Origin of the sequence: Sinorhizobium sp. 6-70 (assembly GCF_030124375.1) — a bacterium.
GTDB lineage: Bacteria > Pseudomonadota > Alphaproteobacteria > Rhizobiales > Rhizobiaceae > Sinorhizobium.
On the sequence record NZ_JASKLS010000023.1, the window covers coordinates 38,339 to 65,330 of the forward strand.

Below are 26,992 nucleotides of genomic sequence, written 5' to 3' on the forward strand. Positions count from 1 at the left end.
CGCGCGTCCGCTTGTCCTGGTCGAGCTTGCCCCGGAAGTCGCCGGCCTTCATGCGGTTCCAGGTGGCGATCGGCACGTCGAAGAGCTCGGCCGACTCCTTGTTGGTCAGCTTCCAGAACTCGCAGGCGCGCACCACCGCCTTGACGATGACGGCTTCCTCCTGTTTCGCCGCGCCCCGATCAGGGATTATTGCGGGCTGCGCGCTGGACATGATCGTCTCCTCTGATTTGCTGAGTTATATCATATGATACGATGTAGCGGCTTTTCAAGAGGCAACCGGTCCGCCCACGTCATTCCTGTGACAAGCACAGGAATGACGTGGGCGGAGGGCGCGCTCACCCGACTTGTTTGGTGAGATGGGTGGAGGGGGCACCGGCCAGCCGCGCATGGCAGCCGCACATGCGTGGTCGCGTCCGCTCCGGCGTGCGAAGAACGTAACCCTGATTCTGGTGCCGTTCCGGGTCCAAACCTGATAAGTTTCATCTCTCGGAACAAGAGGCCTTTCGATGAAGCGCCGCCTCACCACGATCCTTTCGGCCGACGTGGCCGGCTACAGCCGCCTCATGGGAGCAAACGAGGCGGAAACGCTCGCGGCGCTGACGGCGCATCGGGCGGAGCTCGTGGACGCCATGGTCGCAGACCATCAGGGGCGCATCGTCAAGCTGATCGGCGACGGCATGCTGGTCGAGTTCGAGAGTGTGGTAAGCGCTGTCGATTGCGCCGCCAAGATCCAGAAGGGGATGCGTGCGCGCAATTCGGCCGTGCCGGCGGACCGGCGGATCGAGTTTCGCATCGGTGTCAACATTGGCGACGTGATCGTCGAGAATGACGACATCTTCGGCGACGGCGTCAACATCGCGGCGCGGATCGAGAGCTTCGCGACGCCGGGTGGCGTGGCGGTGTCGGCGGCTGTGCGCGAGCATGTCGGCAACCGGCTCGATCTCATCTTCGAGGATGCCGGCGAACAGCTCCTGAAGAACATCGAACGGCCGGTCAGGGTCTACAATGTCGTCATCGATGCCTCGCAAGCGGCAAGCGACCGATCTGACCGGGTGCCGGCAACGGCGCAAAAGCCGTCCATCGCCGTGCTGCCGTTCAACAACATGAGCGATGATCCCGCACAGGAGTATTTTTCCGACGGTATTACCGAGGACATCATTACGGACCTCTCGAAAATCTCCGGCCTTTCGGTCGTCGCCCGGCACACGGTCTTCGCCTACAAGGGCACGCGGGTGACGGCGCAGCGGGTCGCGGCCGAACTCGGTGTCAGCTTCCTGCTGGAAGGAAGTGTGCGCAAGGCCGGCCAGCGCGTCCGCATCACTGGGCAGTTGATTGACGGCACGGATGGGCGGCACGTCTGGGCCGAACGTTATGATCGGGACCTCACGGACATCTTCGACATCCAGGACGAGATCACGCAGGCAATCGTCACGCAACTAAAGATCAGGCTGCTACCCAAGGAAAGGAAGGCGATCGAACAGCCTGTCACGGCGAGTGTCGAGGCCTATAACTACTGCCTCAAGGGGCGAGAGCTCTTCTATACGATGACGAAGGCGTCGCTGCAGCATGCCCGGCGGATGTTCACTTACGCGGCGGAACTCGATCCGCGTTTTGCGCGTGCCTACGCCGGAATCGCGGACTGCGATTCCTTCCTGTGCGGATTCCACGGTGAGCATGTTCCGCCGGAATCGCTTCTGGAGACCTGCGCCAAGGCGCTGGAGCTCGATCCCGATCTGCCAGAGGTGCACGCATCGCACGGCTACGCGCTCTCGACGATCGGACGCCATGAGGAAGCGGTAGCCGCTTTCGAGCGCGCGCTTGCGCTCGATCCGAATTCCCACGAGGCTCACTACTTCTATGCGCGCCACTGTTTTGTCCGGGAGAATTTTGAAGAGTCCGTCGCGCACTTCGAGCGCGCCGCCGAAATCCGACCCGATGACTACCGCTCTCCGATCCTTGCAGGAAACGCGCTCGATCACCTCGGGCAGCTCGACAAGAAGGAAAGACTGAGCAGGATCGGCCTAGAGCGCGTCGAGCGGAGCTTGGTGCAGCATCCGGAAAGCTCGGACGCCGCCCAACTCGGCGCGTGCGCATGCGCGGTGATGGGCGATCGCGATCGCGCGCTGGAATTGGTCGCGCGGGTCAAGACGATCGATCCGGAGGATACGCACGCACGTTATAATATCGCCTGCGTCTATGCGCTGCTTGGAGAACAGGACCAGGCCATCGATTTGCTCGAACAGTCTCTGCCGTTCGTTTCTCCGGAACTTCGCGCCTGGTTCCGCAACGATACCGATCTCGATTCCATCCGCTCCCATCCGCGCTACGCTCAGCTTCTGAAAATGTCGGAGTAGGAAGCCCCTTCAAACATGCGGCTCGAGCAACGACAGGTCAGCCTCGCCGAGGCGGTCCTTCGCGGTCCAGAGCTGGTGCCAATAGGGATAGATGACCGGCGGCAGGCTGACGGCGTCGAGCAGCTCGCGCTCCTCGTCGGTAAGCTTGAGGCTGGCGGCGGCGAGGTTGTCGCGGAACTGTTCCTCCTTGCGTCCGCCGATGATGACGGAGGTGACGCCCTTGCGGCCGATCGTCCAGGCGAGCGCCACTTGCGCGGGCGAGACGCCGCGCTCGCCGGCAATCGCCACCAGCATGTCGACGATCTCCCACAGGCGCTCCTCGTCGCGGATCGGCGGCTCGTTCCAGCCGGCGAGCTGGCGCGTGCCTTCCGGCGTCTGGCCGCGCCGATGTTTGCCGGATAGCAGGCCTCCGGCGAGCGGGCTCCAGACGAGCACACCGAGACCCTGGTCGATCGCGATCGGGATCAGCTCGTATTCAGCCTCGCGGGCTTCGAGCGTGTAGTGGATCTGCTGGCTGATGAAGCGGTGGCGACGCTCGTGGGCGCTGATGCCGAGCGCCTTCATGATGTGCCAGCCGGAATAGTTGGAGCAGCCGATGTAGCGCACCTTGCCCTGGTTGACGAGCGTGTCCAGCGCCGCAATCGTTTCTTCGAGCGGCGTCTGGCCATCCCATTGATGCACCTGGTAGAGGTCGATGACGTCCGTCTTCAGCCGCTTCAGGCTCGCCTCGCATTCGCTGATCAGGTGATGGCGCGAGAGGCCGCCGTCGTTCGGCCCAGGCCCCATGGAAAAGCGCGCCTTGGTGGCAATCAGCACGCCGTTCTTGCGCTTGCCGCCGAGCACCTCACCAATGATCTCCTCCGATGCGCCGGCGGAATAGACATTGGCGGTGTCGATCAGGTTGACGCCGGCATCGAGGCAGAGATCGACATAGCGGCGCGCTTCGTCGAGGCCGACATTGCCGACCTGGGCGAACTTGCCTTCGCCGCCGATGGTCATGGTGCCCATGGTGATCGTCGAGACTTTCAGGCCTGAGCGGCCGAGCAGACGGTATTCCATTTCCCGATCCTTCCGTGGTTTTCGACCGTGTCGCGTGCATTCTACCGCATATTGCCGGCGGCGGTGGCGCCCGTGACATCAAAGGAAGCGGGCGGGAATCGCGTCGTGGTAAGGAAACAAGGGGAAGTAGGGTCGCGCCTCGGCGAGCGTGCGCTGAAAGGAGGGGCGTTCGAGCAGGCGTTCGAAATAGGCGGCGAGATTGGGGTGCGTGCCGTCGAAAGGCACGACGATGCCGGCATAAAAGAGGGCGGGAGCGGCGGCGCAGTCGGCAATCGTGAAGCTCTCGCCGATTGCGAAAGTCCTGTCGGCCACCTGCCGTTCGAGCATGTCATAGGCGACAGGGAGTGCCGCGCGCGCATCGAGGACGCCGCGTCGGTCGTTCTCGCCCAACGCCCGCAGCTTGTCCGTGACGATCTTCTGCATCGGGACCTGGACATAGAGGTCGAAGAAGCGATCCCAGAGCCTCGCTTCGAGGGCCTGCGCGGCGTCGAGCGGAATAAGCGGCTTCCTGCCGGGATAGTGGCGTTCGAGATATTCGATGATGATCGAGGTTTCCGGCACCGTCTGGTGGCGGGCGTCGTCATGCAGCACCGGAATCTTGCCGACCGGCCAGAGATCGAGGAAGCGGGCGTGCTCGTCCGCATCCGCCAGGTCGACCAACTGGCTTTCGAAGGGCGTTCCGGTCTCGTAGAGCGCAACCAGCACCTTGTGGCAGAAGGAGGCGAGCGGATGGAGATAGAGTGTAAGCGCCATGTCGAAATCCCTTGTGTTCGGGCCGATGCCATCGCGCCATGACTATAGGGCGCGATCGCGGCGCGAAAAAGGGGAGCCGGCGGGTTCCAGCCGCGGCGCGTCTCGCCGTGAGCAACTAGGGCTGCTCTTATCCGCGGCTCCCCCTTGCTCCGTCATCCTCGGGCTTGACCCGAGGATCCAGAATCCAGCGCCACTTCAGCCTCGCGAGGATTGTCGGCTGCCCGTGCTTGGATCCTCGGGTCAAGCCCGAGGATGACGGTGGAATACGAAGATGACTGAGAGAGAACCGACGCCTTCATGGCCCCGAAGATGTTTCCGTTAAGGCGGCGACGAAGCGGTCGAGGCTTTGGCGGACGTAGTCCTGCACCGGCATGCGCGGGTCAAAGCTCCACCAGAGTAGGGCGCCCTGCCATTGGGAGGCCATCATCAGGCCGATGCCGGCGGGAGCGGCCGGCACGCCGGAGAAGCGCGCCTCGATCGCTTCAGACAGCACGCCACGCCAGTGCGCGCCGCGGGCGCGTAGGTCCGGATCGCGCAGATCCTCGCGCAGGATCATGAGGTCGTCGGCATAGGATTCGATGCCGCCATAATCGCCCGAAAGCCCGACGAGCAGGGCGACTGCGCCCTCCGGTGTCTGCGGCGTGCTCTCGGCCAGCTCGAGCGTCAGGCGGTCGAGCCGGTTCCAGGCCCGCAGGAGGGCGGCCTGGATGAGACGGGCCTTGCTTTCGAAGCGTTGCACCAGCGTTGAGGCGGAAAGGCCGCAGCCGGCTGAAAGCGCCGCGAAGGTCAGGGCGTCCGGTCCGTCCTTGCGCATGATCGCGAGCGCCATGTCGAGCACATCGTCGTCGGGCAAGGTTTTGGGGCGAGGCATTTTGGACCTTTATTTATAACCGAATAAGCGTTTATATATTTCAGTCACGACAAATGCCAATGATTTTCGGTGGAGGAGAGAATGTCGCTCACGGGAAAAGTGGCGCTGGTCGCCGGCGGAACACGCGGCGCGGGGCGCGGGATCGCGGTCGAACTCGGGGCGGCGGGCGCGACCGTCTATGTCACCGGGCGGACGACGCGCACGGAGCAATCGGAGTATCAAAGGCCGGAGACGATCGAGGAAACGGCGGAGCGGGTGACGGCGGCCGGCGGCGTCGGGATCGCTGTCCAGGTCGACCATCTGCAGCCGGACCAAGTGAAGGCCCTTGTCGACCGTATCCGCCAGGAGCGCGGCCGGCTCGACGTTCTCGTCAACGACATCTGGGGTGGCGAGCGGCTGTTCGAGTGGAACAAGCCGGTCTGGGATCACAATCTCGAAAACGGCCTCCGGATCTTGCGGCTTGCGATCGACACGCATCTGATCACCGCACATTACGCGCTGCCGCTGATGATCGAGCGGCCGGGCGGGCTTCTCGTGGAGGTGACGGACGGAACGGCCGAATACAATGCCGAGCACTACCGGCTCTCGCCCTTCTACGATCTCGCCAAGGTTTCGGCGAACCGCATGGCCTGGGCGCATGCCAAGGATCTTGCGGCGCACGGCGCGACGGCGGTTTCGCTGACGCCCGGCTGGCTGCGCTCGGAAATGATGCTGGAAGCCTTCGGCGTGACGGAGGCCAACTGGCGCGATGCGGCTGAGAAGCAGCCGCACTTCGTCATCTCCGAGACGCCGCATTTCATCGGCCGCGCGGTCGCAGCACTCGCTGCCGACCAGGACAAGGCCCGCTGGAACGGCAAGTCCCTTTCGAGCGGCGGCCTTGCCAAGGTCTACGGCTTCACCGATCTCGACGGATCCCGGCCGGATTGCTGGCGCTACATGGACGAGGTGATGGATCCCGGAAAGCCGGCGGATGCGACGGGGTACAGATGAGGAGGCGAGTGAACAACATCTAGCCTATCCGAAGACGATGCTTGCCGGTGGCCTCCCGAGGATACACCCTGTTTGGTCGTTTACAACCATTGGTCCTTGGATTTTAATCATCACCGGGTCAATAGACTTGGGGGTAGCTATGAGGATTGCGCAGTTTACCTGCATTGTCGGCATGACAGCTTTCGGATGCTGCGGAACTGCATTTGCTGACCAAGCGGCGCATCAAGGCCCTGCAAGCGGTGAACGCAGCTACGCGCAAGATGTGCGCAAGGAGAAAATTCGGAAGGGTAATTGCACCATTACCCGCAAGTGGAAGGACGGCACGTTCACCGAGAAAAAGAAATGCAAAGGTGTGCCGATGCCGGGTTAAAGGAGTGTGCGCCGGAGGGAGGTCGCCGACCTCCTGCCTTGCGAAGTTTTAGCCTTTCGCGAGCTAACCGCCTTAACGCTTTGAATGGCGGCTTGATCTTGCCTGCGGTCGATAATGATTTCGGGTCGCGCCCGCCGGGCGTATGATTGCAGCCTGAAGGTGGAGGCGCCGGCGGGGGCGGTCCGCGTCACGAAGCGGTGATTTGGGAGGAGGATCATGGCCGATACCGACAAGGTCTTTGCGGGGGCGATACCGGATCTTTACGACCGACTGCTGGTGCCACTTATCTTCTCGGATTACGCGCGCGACCTGGCCGGGCGCGTGGCCAGGCTGAAGCCCCACGACCTCTTGGAGATCGCGGCCGGAACCGGCGTCGTCACCCGCGCGCTTGCACCGCAGATGGATGCGAATGCGCGGCTCGTCGCCACCGACCTCAACCAGCCGATGCTCGACTTGGCGGCAGAAAAACAGGGCGACGATCCGCGGATCACCTGGCGGCAGGCGGACGCGCTGGCGCTGCCGTTCCAGGCCTGGAGCTTCGACGTCGTCCTCTGCCAGTTCGGCGTAATGTTCTTCCCCGATAGGGTGCAGGCCTACCGCGAGGTCCACCACGTGCTGAAGCCGGGCGGCTATTTTCTCCTCAATGTCTGGGACGCGATCGAGGCGAACGAACTGGCGCTGGCCGTGACTGAGGCTCTGGCCGCACATTTTCCCGACGACCCACCACGCTTCATGGCGAGAACGCCGCATGGTTATGGCGACCCGGCCTTGGTCCGCGCCGACCTGGAGGCGGCGGGTTTCCGCAACATAACGCTGGAGACGCTGGAAAAGAAAAGCGGCGCGCTGTCGGCTGAGGAAATCGCGACCGGTTTCTGCCAGGGATCGCCCCTCAGGAACGAAATCGAGGCGCGCGATCCTTCGGGCCTCGGCGCCGCGACGCGGGCGGCCACCGATGCCCTTCGGCAGCGCTATGGCGAGGGCGCAATCGAGGGACGGATCCGGGCCCATGTCGTGACGGCAAGCCGTTAGAGCATTTCACTGAAAGCAGCGAAATGCTCTAACTTTTTGAAACTACGCAATTCCGGACGGAAAACCGTTACACACTTTTCCTGGAATAGCTCTAGGTCGAGAGGAGCGCATGCAGATCGGCAAACAAAGGACGGCGACGAGCCGGATCTCGACGGTGAGCGCAGAACGGGTCGAGGTGCGCGGTCGTGACCTCTGCCGCGACCTGATGGGACGGCTGACCTTTACTGAATATTTCCACCTGCTTGCGACCGGCCGCGAGCCGACGGAGGAACAGCGCTATTTTCTCGACCTGCTGCTGATCGCGATCGCCGAACACGGCATGATGCCGACCGTGCAGGCGGCGCGGATGACGCTCGCGGCCGACCCGGGGTCGCTGCAGGGCGCTCTCGCGGCCGGCCTTCTCGGCTGCGGTCCGGTGCTGGTCGGAACCGCCGAGCTCTGCGGCGCGCTGCTGGCGCGGGCCGAGGCGCAGATCGCGGGCGGCGAGGATGCCGATGCGGTGGTGCGTGCGCTGGTAAACGATGTCCGAAAGGCGGGCGGCAAGTTGCCGGGTTTCGGTCATCCGGTGCACCGTCCCGTCGATCCCCGCGCCGAGCGCATTCTCGAACTTGCCGATCAGCGCGGCGTGAGCGGCACCCATGTGGCGCTGGCGCGGTTGATGCGCACAACCGCCGCCGAAGTCTGGGGCAAGCTGCTGGTGATGAACGTGTCCATGCCGATTGCCGCCGTGCTGCTTGACCTCGGCTTCCCGGTGACGATGATCAAGGCGGTGCCGCTGCTCGCCCGGTCGGCCGGCATTCTCGCGCACCTGACGGAAGAGCGGGCAAACCCGATCGGCTTCGCCATGGCCTCGGCAGCGGAGGCGGCGGTCATCTACCGGAAAGACGAAGAGGAGGGCGGCGGTTGACCATGCTTGACCCCGAGATCGAAACGCTGCCCTGGCGCGAGCAGATCCGGCTCGACGATCAGGCCTATCGACAGCAGATCGAATATCTGCTCGCCCGCTCGCGCTTCTACCGGACAAAGCTGGAGACCGCCGGCTTCGCCACCGCCGACAAGATCGGCGGTCTTGCCGCCGTCGCCGATCTACCCCTGACCGAGAAGAGCGAAATCCGCGCAAGCTGCGGCGCGGCCGATCCGATGGGAACGCATGTGGCCTCACCGAAGGACGAGATCGTGCGGATCTATTCGACCAGCGGCACGACCGGGACGCCGAGCTATATTCCGCTGACGGCGGGTGACCTTGACAACTGGGTGACGACCTCGGCGCGCAGCTATTCCGCCTCCGGCATCCGGCCCGACGATGTGATCGTTTCGACCTACAATGCCGGGCCGTTCGTGGCTGGCGCGGCGCTCGCAGCCTTCGACCGGATCGGCCTGTGCCATATCCCGGTCGGCACCGGAAATACCGAGCGGTTGATGGCGGCGATCCGCCTCTTGCAGCCCGCGGCCGCGGTTATGACGCCCTCCTATGCGGCCTATCTCGGCGAGTGGGCGGCCGAGCGCGACTTCGACCTGAAGGGCTCCAGCGTCCGGCGGCTGCTGGTCGCCGGCGAGCCCGGCGGCGGCGAGCCGAAATTCCGGGCGCGGCTCGAAGAGGCGTGGGGCGCGAAGGTGACCGAGGCGATGGGCATCGGCGATATTGGCGTGTCGCTCTGGGGCGAGTGCGAGGAACAATGCGGCATGCATCTCGGCGCTCGCGGCTTCGTCCATGCCGAACTGATCGACCCGGAAACGGCTGCTCCCATCGCGCTTGAGGACGGCGCGCGCGGCGAACTGGTGCTGACGCATCTCCGGCACCGCGCGGCGCCGATGCTCAGGTTTCGCACCCGCGACCATGTGGAGACGTGGACGTCCACCTGCCGCTGCGGGCGGACGGCGCCGCGCGTGCGCTGCATCGGTCGCACCGACGACCTGCTGATCGTGCGTGGCGTCAACGTCTTTCCCTCGGCAATCCGCGACGTGGTCAGCGAATTTGCGCCGGCAGTCAGCGGCGTGATCCTAGTGCGGCCCGTAGCGACGGGCTCGCGACAGGAGCCGCCTTTGCCGGTTTCGGTGGAACTCGGCAAGGACAGTGAAGGCGGCCCGGGACTCGCCGCGAGCATCGAGAAGCGCCTTCGCGAGGTCCTTGTCGTCTCGACGCGGATAGAGATCCTGCCCTGGGGGTCGCTTCAACGCAGCGAATACAAGTCGAAACTGGTGGAGAGGGTGGAGTAAAACATAGCAGGCGCGGCGCGGCTTCCGTCTACGTGCTGCGAAACGAAAACGGGAGGATGACGATGCGAAAGCTGCAAGCGCAAGGGGTCCATCACATCACGCTGGTCGGCGCGGACCGGCAGACATCGATCGATTTCTGGGAGGGCCTGCTCGGCATGCCCTTCATCTTCGAGCAGCCGAACCTCGACCGGGCGACGGAAAGCCATCTCTATTTCGATCCGGGCGACGGCCGGCTGATAACCGTCTTCACCGACGAGAACCGCAAGCCCGATCCGAAGCGGACCTCGACCGATATCGGCTGCGTGCACCATATCGCCTTTGCCGTCTCGCGCGCGACGTTCCAGCAGGCGGTCGAGCGCCTGAACGAGCGGGAGATCCGCCACAGCGGGGTCAAGGATCGCGGCTTCATGGATTCGATCTATTTCGAGGATCCGCTCGGGTTGCTCGTCGAGCTCGCTTCCTATCGCTTCGAGCCGCCGGCCGGCCACACCCATGCCGAGGTGCTGATGGAGGCCCACAAGGTGCGGCTGGCGCGCGGCGACTACAACATCGCCGAGGTGCACCTTGCCGATGCCATCGAAGTGCTGATCGAACGGACGCGGGGGTCGCTGTCAGCGGATCGGACGCCGAAGAACCCCTATTGATAAGAGTGGGAACAAAAGGGAGGACCAACCATGCCTGAAATCAAGCTCAACGTGATCAAGCCCAGCGTCAACAACATGACGGCGCGTGTCTTCATGCGCGCGGCCGGCCTCGACTTCGACGAGAACGACGTCTTCGGCCAGACGCGCACGCCCGAATACCTCGCGAAGGCGCCGTCGCATCTGACGCCGATGATCGAAATGGGCTGCCTGCCGCAGGGGGCGCTCTGGGAAAGCTGCGCGATCATGCAGTATCTCTGCAACAAGAACGGCCTCGATCACCTCTACCCGAAGGACCCCGAGGCGCGCGCGATGATCGACAGCGCCATGTTCTATCTGATCGGCACTTTCTATCCCTATCTCGCCCGCGCCACCTATCCGGCGCTCAATTTCCCGCAATATCCGGGCGAAGTCGGCTACAGCGATGCCGACCCGGTGACGAAGGAGCATGCGCGTATGGCCGCGACCGAGGCGCTGGCCGAACCGCTCGAGGTGTTCCGCAAGTTCTTTATCGGCGACAGGTCCTTCATCGGCGGCGCGAAGCCCTCGATCGCCGATATCAGGCTGGCTGCGACCCTCGAATTCCTAGCGGTGATCGACTATCCGCTGCCGGCCTGGGCCAAGGACTATATGGCATCGATGGAGGAGGCACTCGGCAGCGCCTATAGCGAGCCGGCGGCGGACGTTCGCGGCTATATCAGCTATGTGCGGGGTCAGCGGTGATGCGGAGTAGGTAATACTTATAGCGTTGATTCAGTGAGTTGTGGTGGTTTCCTGCGGGTTCACTCGAACAACCCGCGTTGTTCTGTCCGTATTTGGATCCTCGGGTCAAGCCCGAGGATGACGGTGGAAAATGGAGACGAGACAGAATTAGGGTCCGTCGGCGTCGTGAAAAGCGATAAGCCGATGCCCTATGGACGCCAGGCTCGGCGTTAGTCGCGAAACGGCCCGCTGCCTCATGCACATTGTTGTTTGCCGCGGGTCACTACTCTTGTTCCGTCATCCTCGGGCTTGACCCGAGGGTCCAGACTGGCGCCGCCGCTTAGTTCACGAGTCGCCCGCGCACATCACTTCCGGTAGAGCATCCAGTCCTTGCGCGCGCCACCGGTTTCGCTGCCGGCGAAGAACACGACCCTTTCGCTCGCGGTTTCGGTGGCAGTCTGCAGGGCCTTTTCCGCGTGGCCGACCAGTTCGGAGGCGGTGCCGGCGTCAAAGGTGGTGCTGCATCCGAAGCGGGCGAGCACCACCGGCATGCGGCGCTGGCGGCTGTCGAATGCGCTCTGGCAGCTTTTCTTCAACTGGTCAGCCACCTTCTGGATTTCTGCTTCGGCGCTCGTCCAGACGAGAATGCCGATCTGCGGCCGGTCGAGCCAGGCGGCGAAATCGGTCGTCTGCACGACCTGCGACACGACGAAGCCGAGCCGCTCAAGGATCGCTTCCTTGAGCTTGACGAGTTCCTTGGCCTCGAAGGGTTCGAGCGCCAGCAGATTGCAGAGGATGAGCGATGCGCCTTCGGGGTAACGCTCGCCGCCATAGAGTTCTGCGAGCCTCTTGTTGAAGCCCCGGCGGTTGGCGAGATTCGTGGCGAGGTGGGTGAATTTCGTGCGCTCGAATTCCTCGACGTCGCTCGCAATGGCCGCGACGGCCGTGATTTGCGTCGAAACGCTTTCGAGCATCTGCGTGCTCTTCGACTGCTGGACCTCCGTCAGCTGCCGGATTGCCTGCAGGTGGGACTGGATCGACTTCGTGTCCCTCGGGTCCATCGACGAGATCTTGCCGGTCGCCTGGCCGAGCAGGCTTGAATAGCTGGAGAGAGAGCTTTGGCCCGATTGCAGCGATTCCTTCAGGGTCGAAAGCTCGCTCTGGATGCGGTTGGTCGATTCATCGACGAGGGATTTGCCGAAATGATGCGGCAGGTAGGCGCGAGCGAGTGCGTCGATCTCTTCTTCTGCGATCGGCTTGGCAAGGCGGGCAAACTTCTCCCGCAGTTCCGGATTGTTGCCGCTGATGATCTCGTACATGAGCTCGTAATTGACCGGGGAGGCATGGATCTCCAGCCGGTTCAGCGTGGCAAAGACCGTGTAGCAGAGTTCCTTGCGGCTCTGTTCCGCAAGCTGTTTCGGGGATGAATTCGCAATCGCCATAATGCAGCGCCTTTCGCATGAAGCGTCTCAGGCAAATGCACCTGGGACGATGGTCGGACAGGTACGCGTGAGGCCGGGGCCTCGTATCGATATGCAGCAGCGAAGGTATAGCGTCCGACCCCGCCATTCATGCGGTTTGATTGACGCGACTGCGTCTCGTCGAACAACCTAGAGTAAGCGCGCGTCCATTAATGGCTGGTAAATTAGCAATTCTGATGAATGGGAAACTGCGAAGCGGTGCGGAGAGAAACAGGAATGGCCGCACGCTCCCTCAACCGATCCGGTCGGGGAATGCAGCCTGGAAGGAAGGGCAATAGCAAGGGAGCGGCGAATGTCCCGACGGGAAGGGTCAGCGCTTGTAGAGCGACCAGTCTTTGCGCTGGCCGCCGGCCTTGCTGTCCAAGAAGAAGGCTACGGCTTCGTCGGCCTGTTCGGTGGCGGTTTCGAGCGCCGTTTCGGCATGGAGGAAAAGGCTCGCCGCCGTATCGGCGTCATAGGTCGTGCTGCATCCGAAATGCGCCATGACGGAGGGCATGCCGGGCCGCTGGCCGCTGAAGGCGCGCAGGCAGCTCACGCGGATATGCTCGGCAACCCGCTGGATTTCCGCTTCACTGGTGGTCGCGACGAGAATGCCGATTTGCGGCCGGTCGAGCCAGGCGGCGAAATCGGTGGCGTGAATGGTCTGCGAGACGACGGAACCGAGCCGCTGCAGGATCGCTTCCTTGAGCTTGATCAGCTCCTTCTTCTCGAAGGGTTCGAGCGCCAGGAGATTGCAGAGAATGAGCGCCGCGCCGTCCGGATAGCGGTCGCCGCCGTAAAGTTCGGCGAGCTTGCGGTTGAAACCGCGCCGGTTGGCGAGATTGGTGGCGGCGTGGGTGAATTTCGCCCGCTCGAACTCGTCGAGATCGCCGGAAATCGCGGTCACCGCCGAGACATGGGTCGAAACGCTTTCCAGCATCTCGTCGCTCTTCGAGCGCTGGACGTCGGTCGCCGCCCGGATCGCCTGCAGCTCTGACTGGATCCTTTGGGTGTCGCCCGGATCGATCGAGGAGAAATTGCCGCTCGCCTGGCCGAGCATGGTCGAATAGCTCGAAAGGGAGTTGTGGCCCGATTGCAGCGACTCCTTCAAGGTCGAGAGTTCGCTCTGGATGCGGGTGGCAGACTCCTCGATCTTCGACTGCCCGAAATGGTGCGGCAGGTACATGCGCGCCAGAATGTCCAGATCCTCCTCGGTCACGTCGCGGCCGAGGCGGGCGAATTTCTCGCGCAGTTCCGGATTGTTGCCGCTGATGATTTCGCACATCAGCTCGTAATTGACCGGCGAGGCATCGATCTGCAGTCGCTCCAGCGTGGCGAAGGCATTGTAATAGACGTCCCGGCGGATCTGCTGCGCAATGTGTTTCGGGGAAGGGCTCACGACAGCCATGGTGCGGCACCTTTCAGGAAAAGCGTCTGATGCGGGACGGGGAGGGAACGCATGAAGCGGAAACCTCGGATCGGAAAACGGCAAGAATCTTCTTCGACCCCGCATGATGCGGACGGAACGATGCCTGATGCACCCGATCGAACGGCCGAGAGTAACTGGACGCGCGTTAAGGGCGGGTGAAGGGAATAGGGAGAATGTTTGGGGTTGCGGGATTTTAGCGGCTGTCTCCCTCAATCCGACCCGACCGACGCAGGTGCGCGCTGCGGCTTCCCATGCTCGTCCCGCGTCTCGGTCGCCTCACTTGCCGCCGGCGGTACGCTTGTCCTGTGCTCCCCCAGTCCGGCGAGCTTGTGGCCGCGTTCGCGCAGCCACTGGAAGGCGACGTAGAGGGCGGGGATGACGAAGATGCCGAGGAGGGAGGCGGCGAGCATGCCGCCGGCGACACCGGTGCCGACGGCACGGCGGCTGAGCATGCCGGCGCCTTCAGCCGTCACCAGCGGGATCAACCCGACGATGAAAGCGAAGCTCGTCATCATCACCGCGCGGAAGCGGGTGCGCGCCCCTTGGACGGCCGCCTCGACGATGCCGGCGCCCTTCTCCCGCTGGAACTTGGCGAATTCGACGATCAGGATCGCGTTCTTGGAAGCAAGCGCGATCAAGACGACCAGGCCGATCTGGGCGTAGATGTCGAAGGAGAGGCCGGCGATGAGCACTGCGACCAGGGCGCCCGCGACGCCAACGGTCACCGACAAGAGCACCGGAATCGGGATCGTCCAGCTCTCATAGAGCGCCACCAGGAAGAGGTAGGCGAAGAGCACGGCCAGCGCCAGGATCACCGTCGTCTGGCCGGCAGCCTCGAGCTCCTGCAATGCCGTGCCGGTCCACGCGTAGCTGTAGCCGGGCGGCAGCGTGGTGGCGGAAAGCGCCGCCATCGCCTGCAGCGCCTCGCCCGAGGAGACGCCGGGAGCGGGCTGGCCGTTGAGCGTGATCGAGCGGTTGTTGTTGTAGCGCACCATCGTCTGCGGGCCGACGATATAGTCGACACGCGCGACCGAGGCGACCGGCACCATGCCGCCCGAAGCGTTGCGCACATGCAGGCGCTGGATATCGTTGACGGAATCGCGGTCGGCCTCGGACGCCTGGAGGTTCACCTTCCAGCTTCGGCCGAAAAGGTTGAAGTCGTTGACGTAGTAGGAGCCGAGCGTGCCTTGCAGCGTCGCGAAAAGATCGCTGATCGAGACGCCGAGCGCCTGCACGCGGTCGCGGTCGATGTCGAGATAGAGCTGCGGCGCGCTTGCCGAATAGGTGGTGTAGGTCGGCCCGAGCTTCGGGTTCTGGTTGGCGGCGATGATCAGCCCGCCGGCGGTGGCGGAAAGGTCGGCCGCCGAGCGGCCCTGCAGGTCGAGCAACTGAAATTCGAAGCCCGAGCCGGTGCCGAGCCCGAGGATCGGCGGCAGGTTGAAGGCGAAGACCTGCGCCTCGCGGATCGTAACGCCCTTGGCCATGGCGGTGGCGACCGCGCTGGTGACCGAGGCCGACGCCGCCTCGCGCTCGGCGAAAGGCTTCATGGTGACGACCGCGAAGGCGCTGTTCGACTTCGAAATACCGTCGAGGAAGCTGTAGCCGGCGACGCTGGTCACGTCCTGCACGCCTTCGATGCCGCGGAGAAAAGTCTCGACCTGGCGCAGCGCGACATTGGTGCGGTTGTAGGAGGCGCCTTCGGGGAGGCGTACTTCGGTGAAGAACATGCCCTGGTCTTCGCTCGGCAGGAAGCCGGTCGGCACGATGCGGAACAGCCAGCCCGTGGCACCGATCGCGACCGCGATCAGGAGGAGGCCGATGATGGCGCGCCGGGCGATCTTCTCCGCGACATAGACATAGCCGTCGCGGCCGTTGTCGATGCGGCGCGACAGCCAGCCGAGAATGCCGCGCTTCTCGCCGTGATGCGGCTTCAACAGGATCGAGCAAAGCGCGGGGCTCAAGGTTAGCGCGTTGATGGCGGAGATCACCATCGATACCGAGACGGCGACGGCGAACTGCTGGAAGAGCTGGCCGCTCAGGCCCGGGATGAACGCGACCGGGACGAAGACCGACAAGAGCACGAGCGTAATGGCGACGATCGCGCCGGTGATTTCACCCATGGCAAGGCGCGCGGCCTCCGGCGCCTCCATGCCGGGATTTTCCTCCATCACCCGCTCGATGTTTTCGACGACGACGATCGCGTCGTCGACGACGATGCCGATCGCGAGCACCAGCGCCAGCAGCGATACGGTGTTGAGCGAGAAGCCCATGGCGAGGATCACCGCGAAGGTGCCGACGAGGGCCACCGGCACGGCGACGAGCGGAACCAGCGTCGCGCGCCAGTTGCCGAGGAAGAGGAAGACGACGATGATCACCAGCACGAAGGCCTCGATCAGCGTCTGCACGACATTTTCGACGCTCGCCTCGACGAATTCGGAGGTGTCATAGGAAATCTTGTAGGTGAGGCCTTCCGGGAAGGCTTGCGACAGGCGATCGAGCGCGGCCCGGACGCCCTCGGCGGCTTCAAGCGCGTTCGCGCCCGGCGCCAGATAGGTGCCGATCATCGCCACCGGCTTGCCGTTGAAGCGGGCGCTCGAATCCGAGCTCGCCGCGCCGAGTTCCACCCTGGCGACGTCGCGGACGCGCACGAAGGAGCCGTTGTCCTCGGCGCGCAGCACGACGTTCTCGAACTCAGCCGGATCGGTGAGCCGCCCCTGCGTCTGCAGGTTCAGCTGGAAGAGCGGATCGTTGGTCATCGGCTGGGCGCCGATGCGGCCGATCGCTGCCTGGATGTTCTGGGCCTTCAGCGCATTGATCACGTCCGTCGGCGTCATGCCGAGGCTCGTCAGCCGGTCGATGTCGAGCACGACCCGCATCGAATAATCCTGCGCGCCGAAGAGCGAGGCGTCGCCGACGCCCGGCACGCGCTTGATCGTGTCCATCACGTTGATGGTGGCGTAATTCGACAGGAACAGGTTGTCGAAGCTGTTGTTCTCGCCCTCGCCGTAGATGGCGATCACCTGCATCAGCGCGGAGGATTTCTTGCGCACGCTAACGCCGGTCTGCTTGACTTCGGAGGGCAGCCTCGCCTCCGCAAGCGAGACGCGGTTCTGCACGTTGACGGTGGCGATATCCGGGTCGGTGCCGACGGCGAAGGTCACCGTCAGCGTGTAGGAGCCGTCGGCGCCGCTCGTCGACTTCATGTAGAGCATGTCGTCGACGCCGACGATCTGGCTCTCGATCGGCTGGCCGACGGTCGACTCGACCACCTCGGCGCCGGCGCCCGGATAGCTGGCCGTCACGCTCACCTGAGGCGGCACGATATCGGGGAACTGCGCAACCGGCAGCGCGGTGAGCGCAATCAGCCCCGCGAGCGTCAAGACGATGGAGATGACCGCGGCGAAGCGGGGACGATCGATGAAGATTTCGGAGATCATGGCTCAGCCGCCCGTTGCCAGTGCCGCATCGACGACGATGCCCGGCCTGACCTTGCCGACGCCGTCGGTGATCACCCGCTCGCCCTCCTTGAGGCCCTTGGCGATGACCGCCTGGCCGCGGGCGGTGCGCTGGACGTCGACACGGCGAAGCTCGACCTTCGAGTCTGCCCCGACCACCATGACGAAGGCGCCCTGCTGGTCGCGCTGGATCGCCTGCTGCGGAACCGCGAGCACCTCCTGCTTGTCGGTTGCCTCGAGCGTGACCCTCACCAGCGTGCCGTCGAGCAGCAGGTAGTCGGGGTTGTCGAACTCGGCCCGGACGGTGACGGTATCGGTGCCCGGCGCGACATTGCTGGAAACGAAGTTGATGGTGCCCTTCTTCGGATAGGTGGTGCCGTCCGGCAGCAGAAGCTCGACATTGGCGTCGCGGCCGACTTCGCCCCTGATCGCCCGCTGGCGATATTCGAGGAAAATGGCTGTGGCGACCGGGAACTCGACATAGATCGGGTCGAGCCGCGTCAGCGTCACCAACGCGTCAGAATCCGGTCCGACCAGGGCGCCGACGTCGACGCTCGTGAGGCCGGTGATACCCTCGAAGGGTGCGATGATCTTCGTATAGGAGAGGTTGAGGTCGGCGCCCTGCTTGCTGCCGTTTAGGCGCACGATCTCCGCCTCGGCCTTGGCGAGCTCCGCATTCGCGGTGTCCACTCGCGCCTGCGAAATCGTGTTGCTGGAGATCAGCTGCTGCGCGCGGTCGCGCTCGAGTACGGCAAGCTGACGCGCCGCTTCGGCCGCCTTGAGCTGTCCCTCGATTTCCTGCACCGCGGCGCGGTAGGCGCCGTCTTCCACCTGATAGAGGAGCGCGCCGGCCGGAACCTTGTCGCCCTCCTTGAAATTCACCGCCTCCAGGAAGCCCGAGACACGGGCGCGAATGCCGACCTTCTGGATCGCCACGACCTTGCCGGTGAAATCCGCGCTTTCGCGCAGATCCATGATCGCGGCCGGCGCCACGACCACGGCGGGGGCCGGTGCCTGCTGGGCGAGGGCCGTTTGCGATGAGATGTTGATTGCGACAAGCAAGCCCGACGAGAGGGCGGCAGCCAGGATCCTCGAACCACGCATGCAACGTCCTCCCTATGAACGAAACAGCTTGAGGCGGCCCTTATTCTCCGCTGGAGTATTTGAAATCAGAGCACTTCCGCCCTGGCAAGTCACGCAACTTCAGATTGATCGGTTATCGACAGCTTAGTTGTAGGGGGCCGCATCAAACCGGCTTCACCTCGTCCTCCCGCCGGGTCGAGCCTATCCAGGCGACGACGAGATCGTAGAAGACGCCGAGCACGATCGGGCCGAGGAAGAGGCCGATCAGCCCATAGGAAAGCGTGCCGCCGATCACGCCGGCGAGGATGACGAGCATCGGCGTTTTCAGCCCGCGGGCGACCAGCATCGGCTTCAGGACGTTGTCGATCAGCCCGACGAAAACCAGGATCAGCGTCAGGCCGAGGGCGGCACGGGTCTCCATCGACATCCACGCCCAGATGACGACCGGCAGGAGCACCGGGGCCGGGCCGATCTGGACGATGCAGAAGATGAGGACGGCGAAGGCGAGCACGCTTGCCGCGGGGATGGCGAAGAGCGAGAAGGCGAGCCCGGCAAGCAACGCCTGCAAGAGCGCCACGCCGATCACGCCGCGCGCGACATTGCGGATCGTCGCGGCGGCGAGATCGACGAAGCCGGCGCCGCGCTCGCCGGCGACCCGGCGGGCGAAAAGCTTCAGGCCTTCGCCGAGCCGCGGGCCGGGACGAAAGAGGAAGCCCGCGATGATGACCGAAACGATGAAACCGATGAGATCGAGGCCGATGCCGGCGATCTTGCCAAGCACCGTGCCGCCCGCCTGCAGGAGCGACGGCGCGAGGCGCTGCAGCGTCGCTTCGAGATTACCGGAGGCCTGGGTCCAGGCGGTGTGGAGCCAGTCGCCGATCAGCGGCCAGTCGCGCACGGCATCCGGTGGCGCAGGCACGGCGAACGTGCCGGCCGCCAATTTCCCAAACAGCGCCTGCACCGCTTCGGCAAAGCTCAGCGCGATCGCCGCCAGCGGACCGGCGATCACCGCGAGCGCGAGGAGCGTGATCGCCGCCGCGGCAAGCCGGGGCCGGCCGCCGAGAAGGGCGGTCAGCGCCTTGAATGCGGGGTAGAGCGCGACGGTGAGGATGCCGGCCCAGATGGCGATGATCGCGAAGGGGGCGACAAGGGTCAGCGACCAGTAGGCAAAGAGCGCCAGTACGCCGAGCCGCAGAAACTCGGTGACCCGCGGCTCGATCGACGGCGGGCTGGCCGGAACGCTTGCGCCGGCCTCCGTTTTCAGCGGCGTTTGAACATCATCCACGGTAGCTCCCCCGGGGCGAGAAACACCCGCCGCCGCTTGCCCCCGCAACGGTCGGCATGGCCGCGTCGTCCAACTCTTTGAAACTACGCAATTCCGGACGGAAAACCGTTGCACACTTTTCCTGGAATTGCGCTCAGTCCAGGTCAGGACCGGATCAGGCGGCAAGCGGAGTGTACAGCGGGCGCGGGGCAGCGGGAAGGGGAGGATGTAACCCCGGACGCTTGCCTTAGCGAAAGGCGAACTTGGATTGTCGGAGGGGCTGCGGCGCGCGTCCTGCATGCCTCCTTAATCGCCGCCGAATTAAGGATAAAAACATGCAACAATTCAAAGTGCTACAGCGCCCTTTGCGCGTCGGAAAAGACGCGCGGCGCTGTAGTGAGGCGAAGGCGAAGATCCCTTCGCCGGCACCGTTCTTCCGCTATCGGGAGCGGGCGACCTTCTTCGGTCCCGGCAGAAGACCCTCGCGCTGGAGCTTCTTGCGGGCCAGCTTGCGGGTGCGGCGAACGGCTTCCGCCTTTTCGCGCGCACGCTTTTCCGACGGCTTTTCGTAGGCGCTGCGCGCCTTCATTTCGCGGAAAACGCCTTCGCGCTGCATCTTCTTCTTCAGAACGCGAAGGGCTTGCTCGATATTATTGTCGCGGACGAGTACTTGCAAAGTATATCCTTCCTTTCAACGGCGGGTGCCGTGTTACGCGTTGGTTCGATGCGGTTTCGTCTGGTGCGGAGAGGGGGCCTCCCCGGTTCACATTCCGGACGGCGCACCGCCTGGCGTCTCCCGGAAAAGATTGCCTCAAGTGATGGTTTCACTTGGCTGCCTTGGTGCTCAACGGTTTGAGCCAGCGTTTGCCGCTGACCATCGCTGCCGCGTCGTCCTGCCGAACCGGCAAGTCCGTTTCGGAGGCATCGATGTCGCCTTCGAAGATGCGCCGGTCGAAGTTCTCGGTGCCGAAGCGAATGCGATACTGCGGCTCGCCGTACTCGGCCGCCGGCAGAATCCCGACGATGCGGCATTTTCTGTCGGCGCTCGCCGTACGGGTGAGGTCGGCCCTGACCACGACCGTATCGCCAACACTATAGCTGCTGCGGCTCATCGCCATCTCCTTTGTCCGAAACTTCCGGCCCAAAACTTCCGGCGCGGGAGACTTCCGGAGGCAAAACAAAAAGGCCGGGCATTACCCCGACCTCTTCCTGTCATTCGCGCACGCCGCTGCCAGTACATCCGTGGTCAGCGGCGGCGAATGACAAATTACGCGGCGCGCAGATTGTCTGCCGAGCTCTTGCCGGACCTCTTGTCCTGCACGATGTCGTAGCTGACCTTCTGGCCCTCGACAAGCGAGCGCATTCCGGCGCGTTCAACGGCAGAAACATGCACGAACACATCCGTCGTGCCGTCGTCGGGCTGGATGAAACCAAAACCCTTGGTGCTGTTGAACCACTTTACGGTGCCTGAATTCATAACGATTTCCTTTCAATCGCTGGAGTTTCCGGACGAAGTTTCATCCGATTTGATCGATATTTGAGAGGAAATCTGTCGGGCGCGTCAGCGCTGAGGCAAAGGTCACAAGCAATGTTCGACGGGTCATATATAGACGTTATTGGCGGATATGCAATGGACGGGCGGATTTTAATTGGGAAGCCAGGTTTTGGGGATGCGGAAATACGATCCGGGAAGGGCGCTGAAATAGTCATGATATTATGAGGAGCTGCGCCCGACCATCTCCCGGTAATGCGGAAAGATGTGATCCGCGGTGAGGGGCGCGAGCGCCAAGCCACCGGTATCAAGGGGCGACGCCCATTTCACTTCCTCGATCTCGGCCGCGGGGTGGAAGTGAACCTGCTCCGTCCTGACGAGGAAGACATCCGCATGCACGCGGTGCCCCGGTTCATTGGCTGCCTCGGCATGGAACTCACCCAGGACCTCGAAGGACGCCGGCGCGACGTCAAGGTCGATCTCTTCCTTGAGTTCCCGCGCCAAGGCCGCATCCGGCGTTTCACCGGGGCCGATCTTTCCACCCGGCTGCATGAAGGCGCTTGCCCCGCGCTTGCGAACCAGGAGCGTTTGCCCGTCGGGGCGGACGAGCAGTGCGGCGGCGATGCGGATTGTGTTCAATTTGCTTACCTTGAGTCGTGACTGCGGAGCCGGATCGCGGATGGCACAATAGGTGTAGATGCAGGAGAAGCAAACTGCGCATACGGCACTTGGTGGAAACGCCGTAAGGCTGATCCTGGCAGACTGAAATGGTGGCTATGGAGGGAAGTCAAAAAACGATAGTCGGAATCAGTTATCTGAGGCATCAAAGCCGCTTTAATTGTGGCGTCCAACGGTAGCAGTAATCAAGACATAGTGGATAAACCATATCCGGGTGCCCTCACTGGGCACATCGGCAACTACTGCCCTTGTTTTTTCCGCTCACTGTTGGTTGATATCCTCAGGGTAGCACCGAAGCGCCCGGTTCTCGTCAGGTAGTTCAAATGGAATTTGTATCTAAGCTTATCGATAAAAAAATAATGGGCCTAAATATCGCGGCGGTGCTCACTATCGATGAGTACTTTCTGTTTGCCCCTGCCATTCTCGATAAGAATACATACCAGAGAAAGAAAGTAAAAAGCAGCGGAAAGACGTATGACCTTCTGCGAGATGACCTGATTCAAGGCTGCGTTATACCACCTATCATCCTTGCGGTTAGTGGAGCTTACGGAAATGACCTTGATAATCTCGTTAAGCAAGCCATTGAGCAAGGCGATGCCTTTGGCAGATGGGCTGAAATTTTTGCCTACATTGAGCGTGCCGCGCGCGATGGCGAACTGCTGATTCTCGACGGCCTACAAAGAACGCTGACAATCAATGGCATCCTGAACAGAGGCGAAGGCGACTTCACGGGAGAACAGATCGCATCTCTTCGTAACAACAAAATAAGAATCGAAGTGTATGTCGGTCTCTCTAAACCCGGGATTCTTTACCGAATGTTGACGCTGAATACCGGCCAGACGCCGATGTCTTTCAGACATCAGCTCGAGATTCTGTACAATGACTATATTGATAACGCCGATCTTCCCGGGGGAATAGAGGTCGTGAGGGAAGTAGATGACGCGCGCGCGCGCGGCGTCACGAAATACAAGTATGCCGATGTCATCGACATGTTCTATGCGTATTCCACCGGTTCCCCAATGCCTTACACAAAACAAGGATTGGTCGGCGAATTGAAGGAGCTGAACTTCCTTGAGAATTTCAGGTTCACCCCCGCAAACGACGACATGAAGCAACTTCTTATCGCCTTCAACTTGCTCGCAAAGCGGATAGAGGCACTCGACGGTGATTGGGCCTACCGGATTGAAGAAGAACCCGCAGACGAGGGTGATGAGACAGTCGAGCGACCTTTCGCCACGAACACGTCCTCGCTGTTTTCCAGAGCCCAGTTCATGACGGGCTTCGGTGCTGAATGCCAAAGGCTGATTGAGCAAAAGCAGTACCCAAGTATTGCGGATATCGGCAATCTATCCAATGGATTGTATTTCTCTGCCGAGCCTCATGTTGCGCTCGACCAACTTATTGAAATACTTGATCGCATATCGAAGAAAGCAAAAAGGATTGGCGATGCTCAGCGAGCTTATGCCCAGTTTGCCTTTCGCGCCATGCTCAATCCCAACAGTGACAGCTACTTGGACTTGTCCAAGTGCTGGCTGTCAGCTGAAGAAACGTATCAAATGATGTTCTAGGGCTACGGCGTTGCAATCGTTCCTCGATTTGGCAGCTGATCAGGTCGATGACTTTGAGCTGACTATACAGCACGAAGTCGGATCATGTGTAGTAAAGTCGCATCTTGGCGATTTAGGTATTATACGGCATGGGATTGAGGTCGATGATCCTCAGAATACCCAGGAATTCACCACCATGCTCTGCAATGTCGGTGAAGTCGGTGAAGCAGACACGCGTTTGGTTGTAGCTACGCCGTCAGGACAACGATTGGGTTATGGATTTCCATTAGCTGCACTGCGCGTCGGAACAGGGATACGAGAAGGTTGGCCTGCAAAATTTGCAGAGGTGGGCTTTCGCAAATTTGTCTCTCTCGGAAACATCAACAGGTACTCGGTATTTCGAACGACTGCAGAGCTGCGAGGCGAGGAATTTTTCCTCGATGAGCTTTTTTCGGAAGAGCATGTATTGTTCGTGTTCAGCAATGCTGGTCTTCAGGAAGCAGGACTGTCGGATGAGCGCCTTCGCCTGTCCTTGTTAGAACAACAAATCCAGGAGGTCGAAAGCCACGGCAAGGGATTTACGGCCGGAGATGCAGGTTTAGAAAATAAAAACATCAACCTCCGCATCCCCAGGACACTAGATCCAGCGGACGTTACTATCTTCTGCAGCTTGATTAGTCAGGCCGATAAGGAGCGCTTCAGCGTTGGAAGCTTTCTCACTTACTATCAGGTTATAGAATACTGCATCGACAAGATATTTCAAATCGAAGTCAAAAAACTGCCCACGCTCGAATTGGACACTTGGAAACTAAAAGAGAGCTTAGCAAATCTCACGAATGAAGTTTCCAGGATTGGTATCCTTGATCAAAAATACCTTTCAAATACAGTCCGGCGCTCAAGTTTTGAGGACCTAAAACAGGAATGCCTGCAACTTCTAACCAACACTGGCGACCCTCAAGAGGCGCACGTTTCGTGGTTTAAGGCCCTCTATAAGGTACGAAATATGGTGGTGCATAATCAGATGCGTTTCCATCGTCACGCCGGGAAGATGGAGTTGTCTGCCACCAATAAGGTCTTAAGGCGAGCGTGTATGGAAGCGCTATTTAGTTTCTCACCGCCAATAGAGCAATGAGTGCATATATCAAGAGGCATTACCCGTCAGCAATCCAGCGCGCTCGTTTTTGGCCCTATCTGAAATCTTGCCACGCCGAATGTCGGTACTGTAGCGGGATGCCCGCTGCCGTTCTGGCGCCGGATCGTCACCGGGACAGAGAGCAGCAACGATCTCTGCAATCCGCTCTAGAGAGGTCGTGAGGGTCCTAACGCCTCATCGCGGATATATGAACTTTGTCCGCGTCTCCAGAGGAAAGCCCACGGCGTCGAAGGAGGGTAGTTGACGCCATAAACCGATTGCAAGCGCCGACATTCGAAGGCGGGAAGGACTGCGTGTCCAAGTCTCAGATTTCCTATTTGTTTGGGAAATTCTGCGGGCGACCCCAGCGTGAATGCTCAAGACTGCTGCAAAGGGAAACTCACTCTCGGTTTGTCGGCAGGTCCGCTTCTGGACGCAAAGCTGACCAAGCTCACTTCCCCCATCTCCTGTCACACCCCTGTAAAACACCCGCTCTATCCCTCGGCGCCATCTTTCTCCCACCGAGGGCAAATCCCATGAAAACGCTTCTCTCTGCCGTTGCCGCAACGCTTATCGCCGGCCTCATGTCCACCGCGGCTTTTGCCGAAAGCCTGGTGCTTTATACCAGCCAGCCGAACGAGGATGCGCAGGCGACGGTGGATGCGTTCAAGGCGGCGAACCCGGGCGTCGAGGTCGAGTGGGTGCGCGAGGGGACGACGAAGATCATGGCCAAGCTGATGGCCGAGATCGAGGCGGGCAATCCGGTGGCGGATGTGCTTCTGATCGCAGATACGGTGACGATGCAGCGGCTGAAGGAGGGCGGGCATCTGTTGCCTTACAAGTCGCCGGAAGCGGCGGGTTATGATGCCGCGCTCTATGATGCGGACGGAGCCTATTATTCGACCAAGATGATCACCACCGGCATCGTCTACAACACCTCTGCCGCGATGAAGCCGGAAGGCTGGCAGGATCTCGTAAAGCCCGAGGCGAAGGGCCTCGTCACCATGCCGAGCCCGCTCACCTCCGGCGCTGCGCTGATCCATGCCGAGACGCTCGCCGCCATTCCCGGCCTCGGCTGGGATTATTACAAGGCGCTCGCCGAAAACGGCGCGACGGCCGCCGGCGGCAATGGCGGCGTGTTGAAGGCGGTCGCGACCGGCGAGAAGGCCTATGGCATGCTCGTCGATTTCATGGCGATCCGCGAGAAGGCCAAGGGCGCGCCGGTGGAATTCGTCTTCCCGGCCGAGGGCGTTTCCGCCGTCACCGAGCCGGTCGGCATTTTGAAGACAGCCAAGAACGTCGACGCCGCGAAGAAATTCGTCGACTTCCTCATCTCCGAGGAAGGCCAGAAGGTGGCGGTGAAGATGGGCTATATCCCGGCCCGCAACGGCGTGGCGCTGCCGGAAGGCTATCCGGCCCGCGAGACGATCAAGGTGCTGCCGGTCGATGCGGCCGCGGCGGTCAAGAATTCCGAAACGGATCTCAAGACCTTCTCCGGCATTTTCGGGACGAACTGATCGCCTGATGACGCGAGCGGACGAGATCGCCCGCAGCCGGCGCCCAAGCGCGCCGGCGGAAGCTGACGCGGAAGGCGGCTCCGGGTTTCTGGAGCCGCCTCGACGTCTTTTGTCCAAGGCGCGGCGGTTCGGTCCATTGCGGTTTCTCTTCGGCGGCGGGGAGGCGGCGGAAAGCCTGCCCCCTGAAATCGCTTCCGCAAAGCTGCCGGACGCACTGACGCGGACGCTGCGCGGCGTCGAGCTGCCGGCGATGCCTCACGTTACGGAAGATGATTTCCCCAAGGCGAGATCGCCGCGCGGCGGCCGGGCAGGCCGGTGGTTTGCCTTCCGCTCGCGGAGGGCGCGACCAGCGTCTGGCGAGCCGAGCTGGCTGATGCCCTTCGTGCTTTGTGCCGTGCTCCTGCTTTCCGTGTTGCCGCTTGCCCGTCTGGCGGCAGCGGGTTTGAGCGGGCTTGTGGGCGGTGAGGCGGCGCGGCTGATCTTTGAGCCGGCGACCTTCGCGGCGCTTCGCAACACGCTCGCCACCGCCACCGGCGGCATGGTCGTCTCACTTCTCCTCGGCTCGCTCTTCGCCTTCGCCGTGGCGCTCCCCGACATCAGGGGCAAGCTCACCTTAAGCTTCGCCTTCATGCTGCCGATGATGATCCCGCCGCAGGTGACGGCGCTTGCCTGGGTCGAGATGTCCGGGCCGGCGAGCCCGCTCTTGAAGACGCTCGGGATTGCGCCGCCGCTCGGCAGCCCGCAGCCGCTCTATTCGCTTTCCGGCATCGCGCTGCTCCTCGGCGTGCAGCATGCGCCGCTCGTCTTCCTGGCGCTGAAAGCCGGACTTGCGGCGAGCCCGCGCGACGGCATCGAGGCGGCGCGGCTCGCGGGCGCCGGGCCGCTGCGGGTCTTTCGCGATATCGTGCTGCCGCTGGTAACTCCGGGGCTGATCGCCGGCGGCAGCACG

General features: G+C 62.3%; 25 protein-coding genes. 12 read left to right on the forward strand and 13 right to left on the reverse strand.

From position 1 onward, the window contains the following. Positions 1-211: antitoxin Xre-like helix-turn-helix domain-containing protein (locus tag QN222_RS29075; RefSeq protein ID WP_336621048.1), on the reverse strand; the 211-nt coding region annotated here is incomplete at its 3' end. 295 nt (positions 212-506) lie between these two features. Between QN222_RS29075 and QN222_RS29080 the strand changes: the two genes are divergently transcribed. After that, complete coding sequence (locus QN222_RS29080) at positions 507-2,354, forward strand: adenylate/guanylate cyclase domain-containing protein (protein ID WP_283964919.1); 1,848 nt, start codon at positions 507-509, stop codon at positions 2,352-2,354. Positions 2,355-2,363: 9 nt separating this feature from the next. On the opposite strand, the gene QN222_RS29085 is transcribed toward QN222_RS29080, so the two are convergent. The 3 genes from QN222_RS29085 to QN222_RS29095 all read right to left on the reverse strand — a co-directional run bounded on the left by QN222_RS29085 (position 2,364) and on the right by QN222_RS29095 (position 5,037). After that, positions 2,364-3,413: an aldo/keto reductase gene (locus QN222_RS29085; protein WP_283964918.1), complete on the reverse strand. Its 1,050-nt coding sequence runs from the start codon at positions 3,411-3,413 to the stop codon at positions 2,364-2,366. Positions 3,414-3,491: 78 nt separating this feature from the next. Beyond that, positions 3,492-4,166, reverse strand: coding sequence for a glutathione S-transferase family protein (locus tag QN222_RS29090; RefSeq protein ID WP_283964917.1), 675 nt, complete (start codon positions 4,164-4,166; stop codon positions 3,492-3,494). 295 nt (positions 4,167-4,461) lie between these two features. Beyond that, positions 4,462-5,037, reverse strand: a complete 576-nt coding sequence (locus QN222_RS29095; protein ID WP_283964916.1) for a TetR family transcriptional regulator — start codon at positions 5,035-5,037, stop codon at positions 4,462-4,464. 81 nt (positions 5,038-5,118) lie between these two features. Between QN222_RS29095 and QN222_RS29100 the strand changes: the two genes are divergently transcribed. The 7 genes from QN222_RS29100 (at position 5,119) to QN222_RS29130 (ending at position 11,007) form a co-directional block, all read left to right on the forward strand. Beyond that, on the forward strand, positions 5,119-6,027 hold the full coding sequence (locus QN222_RS29100; RefSeq protein WP_283964915.1) for an SDR family oxidoreductase: 909 nt from the start codon (positions 5,119-5,121) through the stop codon (positions 6,025-6,027). Positions 6,028-6,166: 139 nt separating this feature from the next. Continuing rightward, a complete protein-coding gene (locus QN222_RS29105) occupies positions 6,167-6,397 on the forward strand; it encodes a hypothetical protein (RefSeq protein WP_283964914.1) in 231 nt (76 codons plus the stop codon). 216 nt (positions 6,398-6,613) lie between these two features. Next, positions 6,614-7,426 carry a class I SAM-dependent methyltransferase gene (locus QN222_RS29110; protein WP_283964913.1) on the forward strand — a complete coding sequence of 271 codons (813 nt, stop codon included), beginning with the start codon at positions 6,614-6,616 and terminating at the stop codon, positions 7,424-7,426. A 109-nt stretch (positions 7,427-7,535) separates the two neighbouring features. Continuing rightward, complete coding sequence (locus QN222_RS29115; RefSeq protein WP_283964912.1) at positions 7,536-8,333, forward strand: citryl-CoA lyase; 798 nt, start codon at positions 7,536-7,538, stop codon at positions 8,331-8,333. A 2-nt stretch (positions 8,334-8,335) separates the two neighbouring features. After that, positions 8,336-9,643, forward strand: a complete 1,308-nt coding sequence (locus QN222_RS29120; protein WP_283964920.1) for a phenylacetate--CoA ligase family protein — start codon at positions 8,336-8,338, stop codon at positions 9,641-9,643. Between the two features lie 62 nt (positions 9,644-9,705). Beyond that, entirely contained in the window at positions 9,706-10,287 is a 582-nt protein-coding gene (locus QN222_RS29125) for a VOC family protein (protein ID WP_283964911.1), read from the forward strand. 30 nt (positions 10,288-10,317) lie between these two features. After that, positions 10,318-11,007, forward strand: coding sequence for a glutathione S-transferase family protein (locus QN222_RS29130; RefSeq protein WP_283964910.1), 690 nt, complete (start codon positions 10,318-10,320; stop codon positions 11,005-11,007). A gap of 344 nt (positions 11,008-11,351) precedes the next feature. Here QN222_RS29130 and QN222_RS29135 read toward each other — a convergent pair whose 3' ends face one another. The 9 genes from QN222_RS29135 to QN222_RS29175 form a co-directional block, all read right to left on the reverse strand. Further along, a complete protein-coding gene (locus tag QN222_RS29135) occupies positions 11,352-12,428 on the reverse strand; it encodes a diguanylate cyclase (RefSeq protein ID WP_283964909.1) in 1,077 nt (358 codons plus the stop codon). 349 nt (positions 12,429-12,777) lie between these two features. Next, a complete protein-coding gene (locus tag QN222_RS29140) occupies positions 12,778-13,854 on the reverse strand; it encodes a diguanylate cyclase (protein ID WP_283964908.1) in 1,077 nt (358 codons plus the stop codon). Positions 13,855-14,084: 230 nt separating this feature from the next. Then, positions 14,085-17,312: a multidrug efflux RND transporter permease subunit gene (locus tag QN222_RS29145; protein WP_283964907.1), complete on the reverse strand. Its 3,228-nt coding sequence runs from the start codon at positions 17,310-17,312 to the stop codon at positions 14,085-14,087. Positions 17,313-17,315: 3 nt separating this feature from the next. Next, a complete protein-coding gene (locus QN222_RS29150) occupies positions 17,316-18,434 on the reverse strand; it encodes an efflux RND transporter periplasmic adaptor subunit (RefSeq protein ID WP_283964906.1) in 1,119 nt (372 codons plus the stop codon). 142 nt (positions 18,435-18,576) lie between these two features. Beyond that, a complete protein-coding gene (locus tag QN222_RS29155) occupies positions 18,577-19,698 on the reverse strand; it encodes an AI-2E family transporter (protein ID WP_284005734.1) in 1,122 nt (373 codons plus the stop codon). Between the two features lie 418 nt (positions 19,699-20,116). Further along, positions 20,117-20,353, reverse strand: a complete 237-nt coding sequence (gene rpsU, locus QN222_RS29160; protein WP_225110135.1) for a 30S ribosomal protein S21 — start codon at positions 20,351-20,353, stop codon at positions 20,117-20,119. Between the two features lie 148 nt (positions 20,354-20,501). Next, positions 20,502-20,789 (reverse strand): cold-shock protein, encoded by a 288-nt coding sequence (locus QN222_RS29165; protein WP_283965816.1) that lies wholly within the window; start codon positions 20,787-20,789, stop codon positions 20,502-20,504. A gap of 155 nt (positions 20,790-20,944) precedes the next feature. Further along, a complete protein-coding gene (locus tag QN222_RS29170; protein ID WP_283965817.1) occupies positions 20,945-21,154 on the reverse strand; it encodes a cold-shock protein in 210 nt (69 codons plus the stop codon). Positions 21,155-21,391: 237 nt separating this feature from the next. Beyond that, positions 21,392-21,808 (reverse strand): NUDIX domain-containing protein, encoded by a 417-nt coding sequence (locus QN222_RS29175; protein WP_283965818.1) that lies wholly within the window; start codon positions 21,806-21,808, stop codon positions 21,392-21,394. 362 nt (positions 21,809-22,170) lie between these two features. Between QN222_RS29175 and QN222_RS29180 the strand changes: the two genes are divergently transcribed. The 4 genes from QN222_RS29180 to QN222_RS29195 all read left to right on the forward strand — a co-directional run. Beyond that, complete coding sequence (locus QN222_RS29180) at positions 22,171-23,415, forward strand: hypothetical protein (RefSeq protein ID WP_283965819.1); 1,245 nt, start codon at positions 22,171-22,173, stop codon at positions 23,413-23,415. 10 nt (positions 23,416-23,425) lie between these two features. Next, positions 23,426-24,526, forward strand: coding sequence for a hypothetical protein (locus QN222_RS29185; RefSeq protein WP_283965820.1), 1,101 nt, complete (start codon positions 23,426-23,428; stop codon positions 24,524-24,526). Between the two features lie 536 nt (positions 24,527-25,062). After that, positions 25,063-26,043 (forward strand): ABC transporter substrate-binding protein, encoded by a 981-nt coding sequence (locus tag QN222_RS29190; RefSeq protein WP_283965821.1) that lies wholly within the window; start codon positions 25,063-25,065, stop codon positions 26,041-26,043. A gap of 7 nt (positions 26,044-26,050) precedes the next feature. Continuing rightward, positions 26,051-26,992 (forward strand): ABC transporter permease subunit (locus tag QN222_RS29195; protein WP_284005736.1); only part of this gene is annotated, 942 nt, incomplete at its 3' end.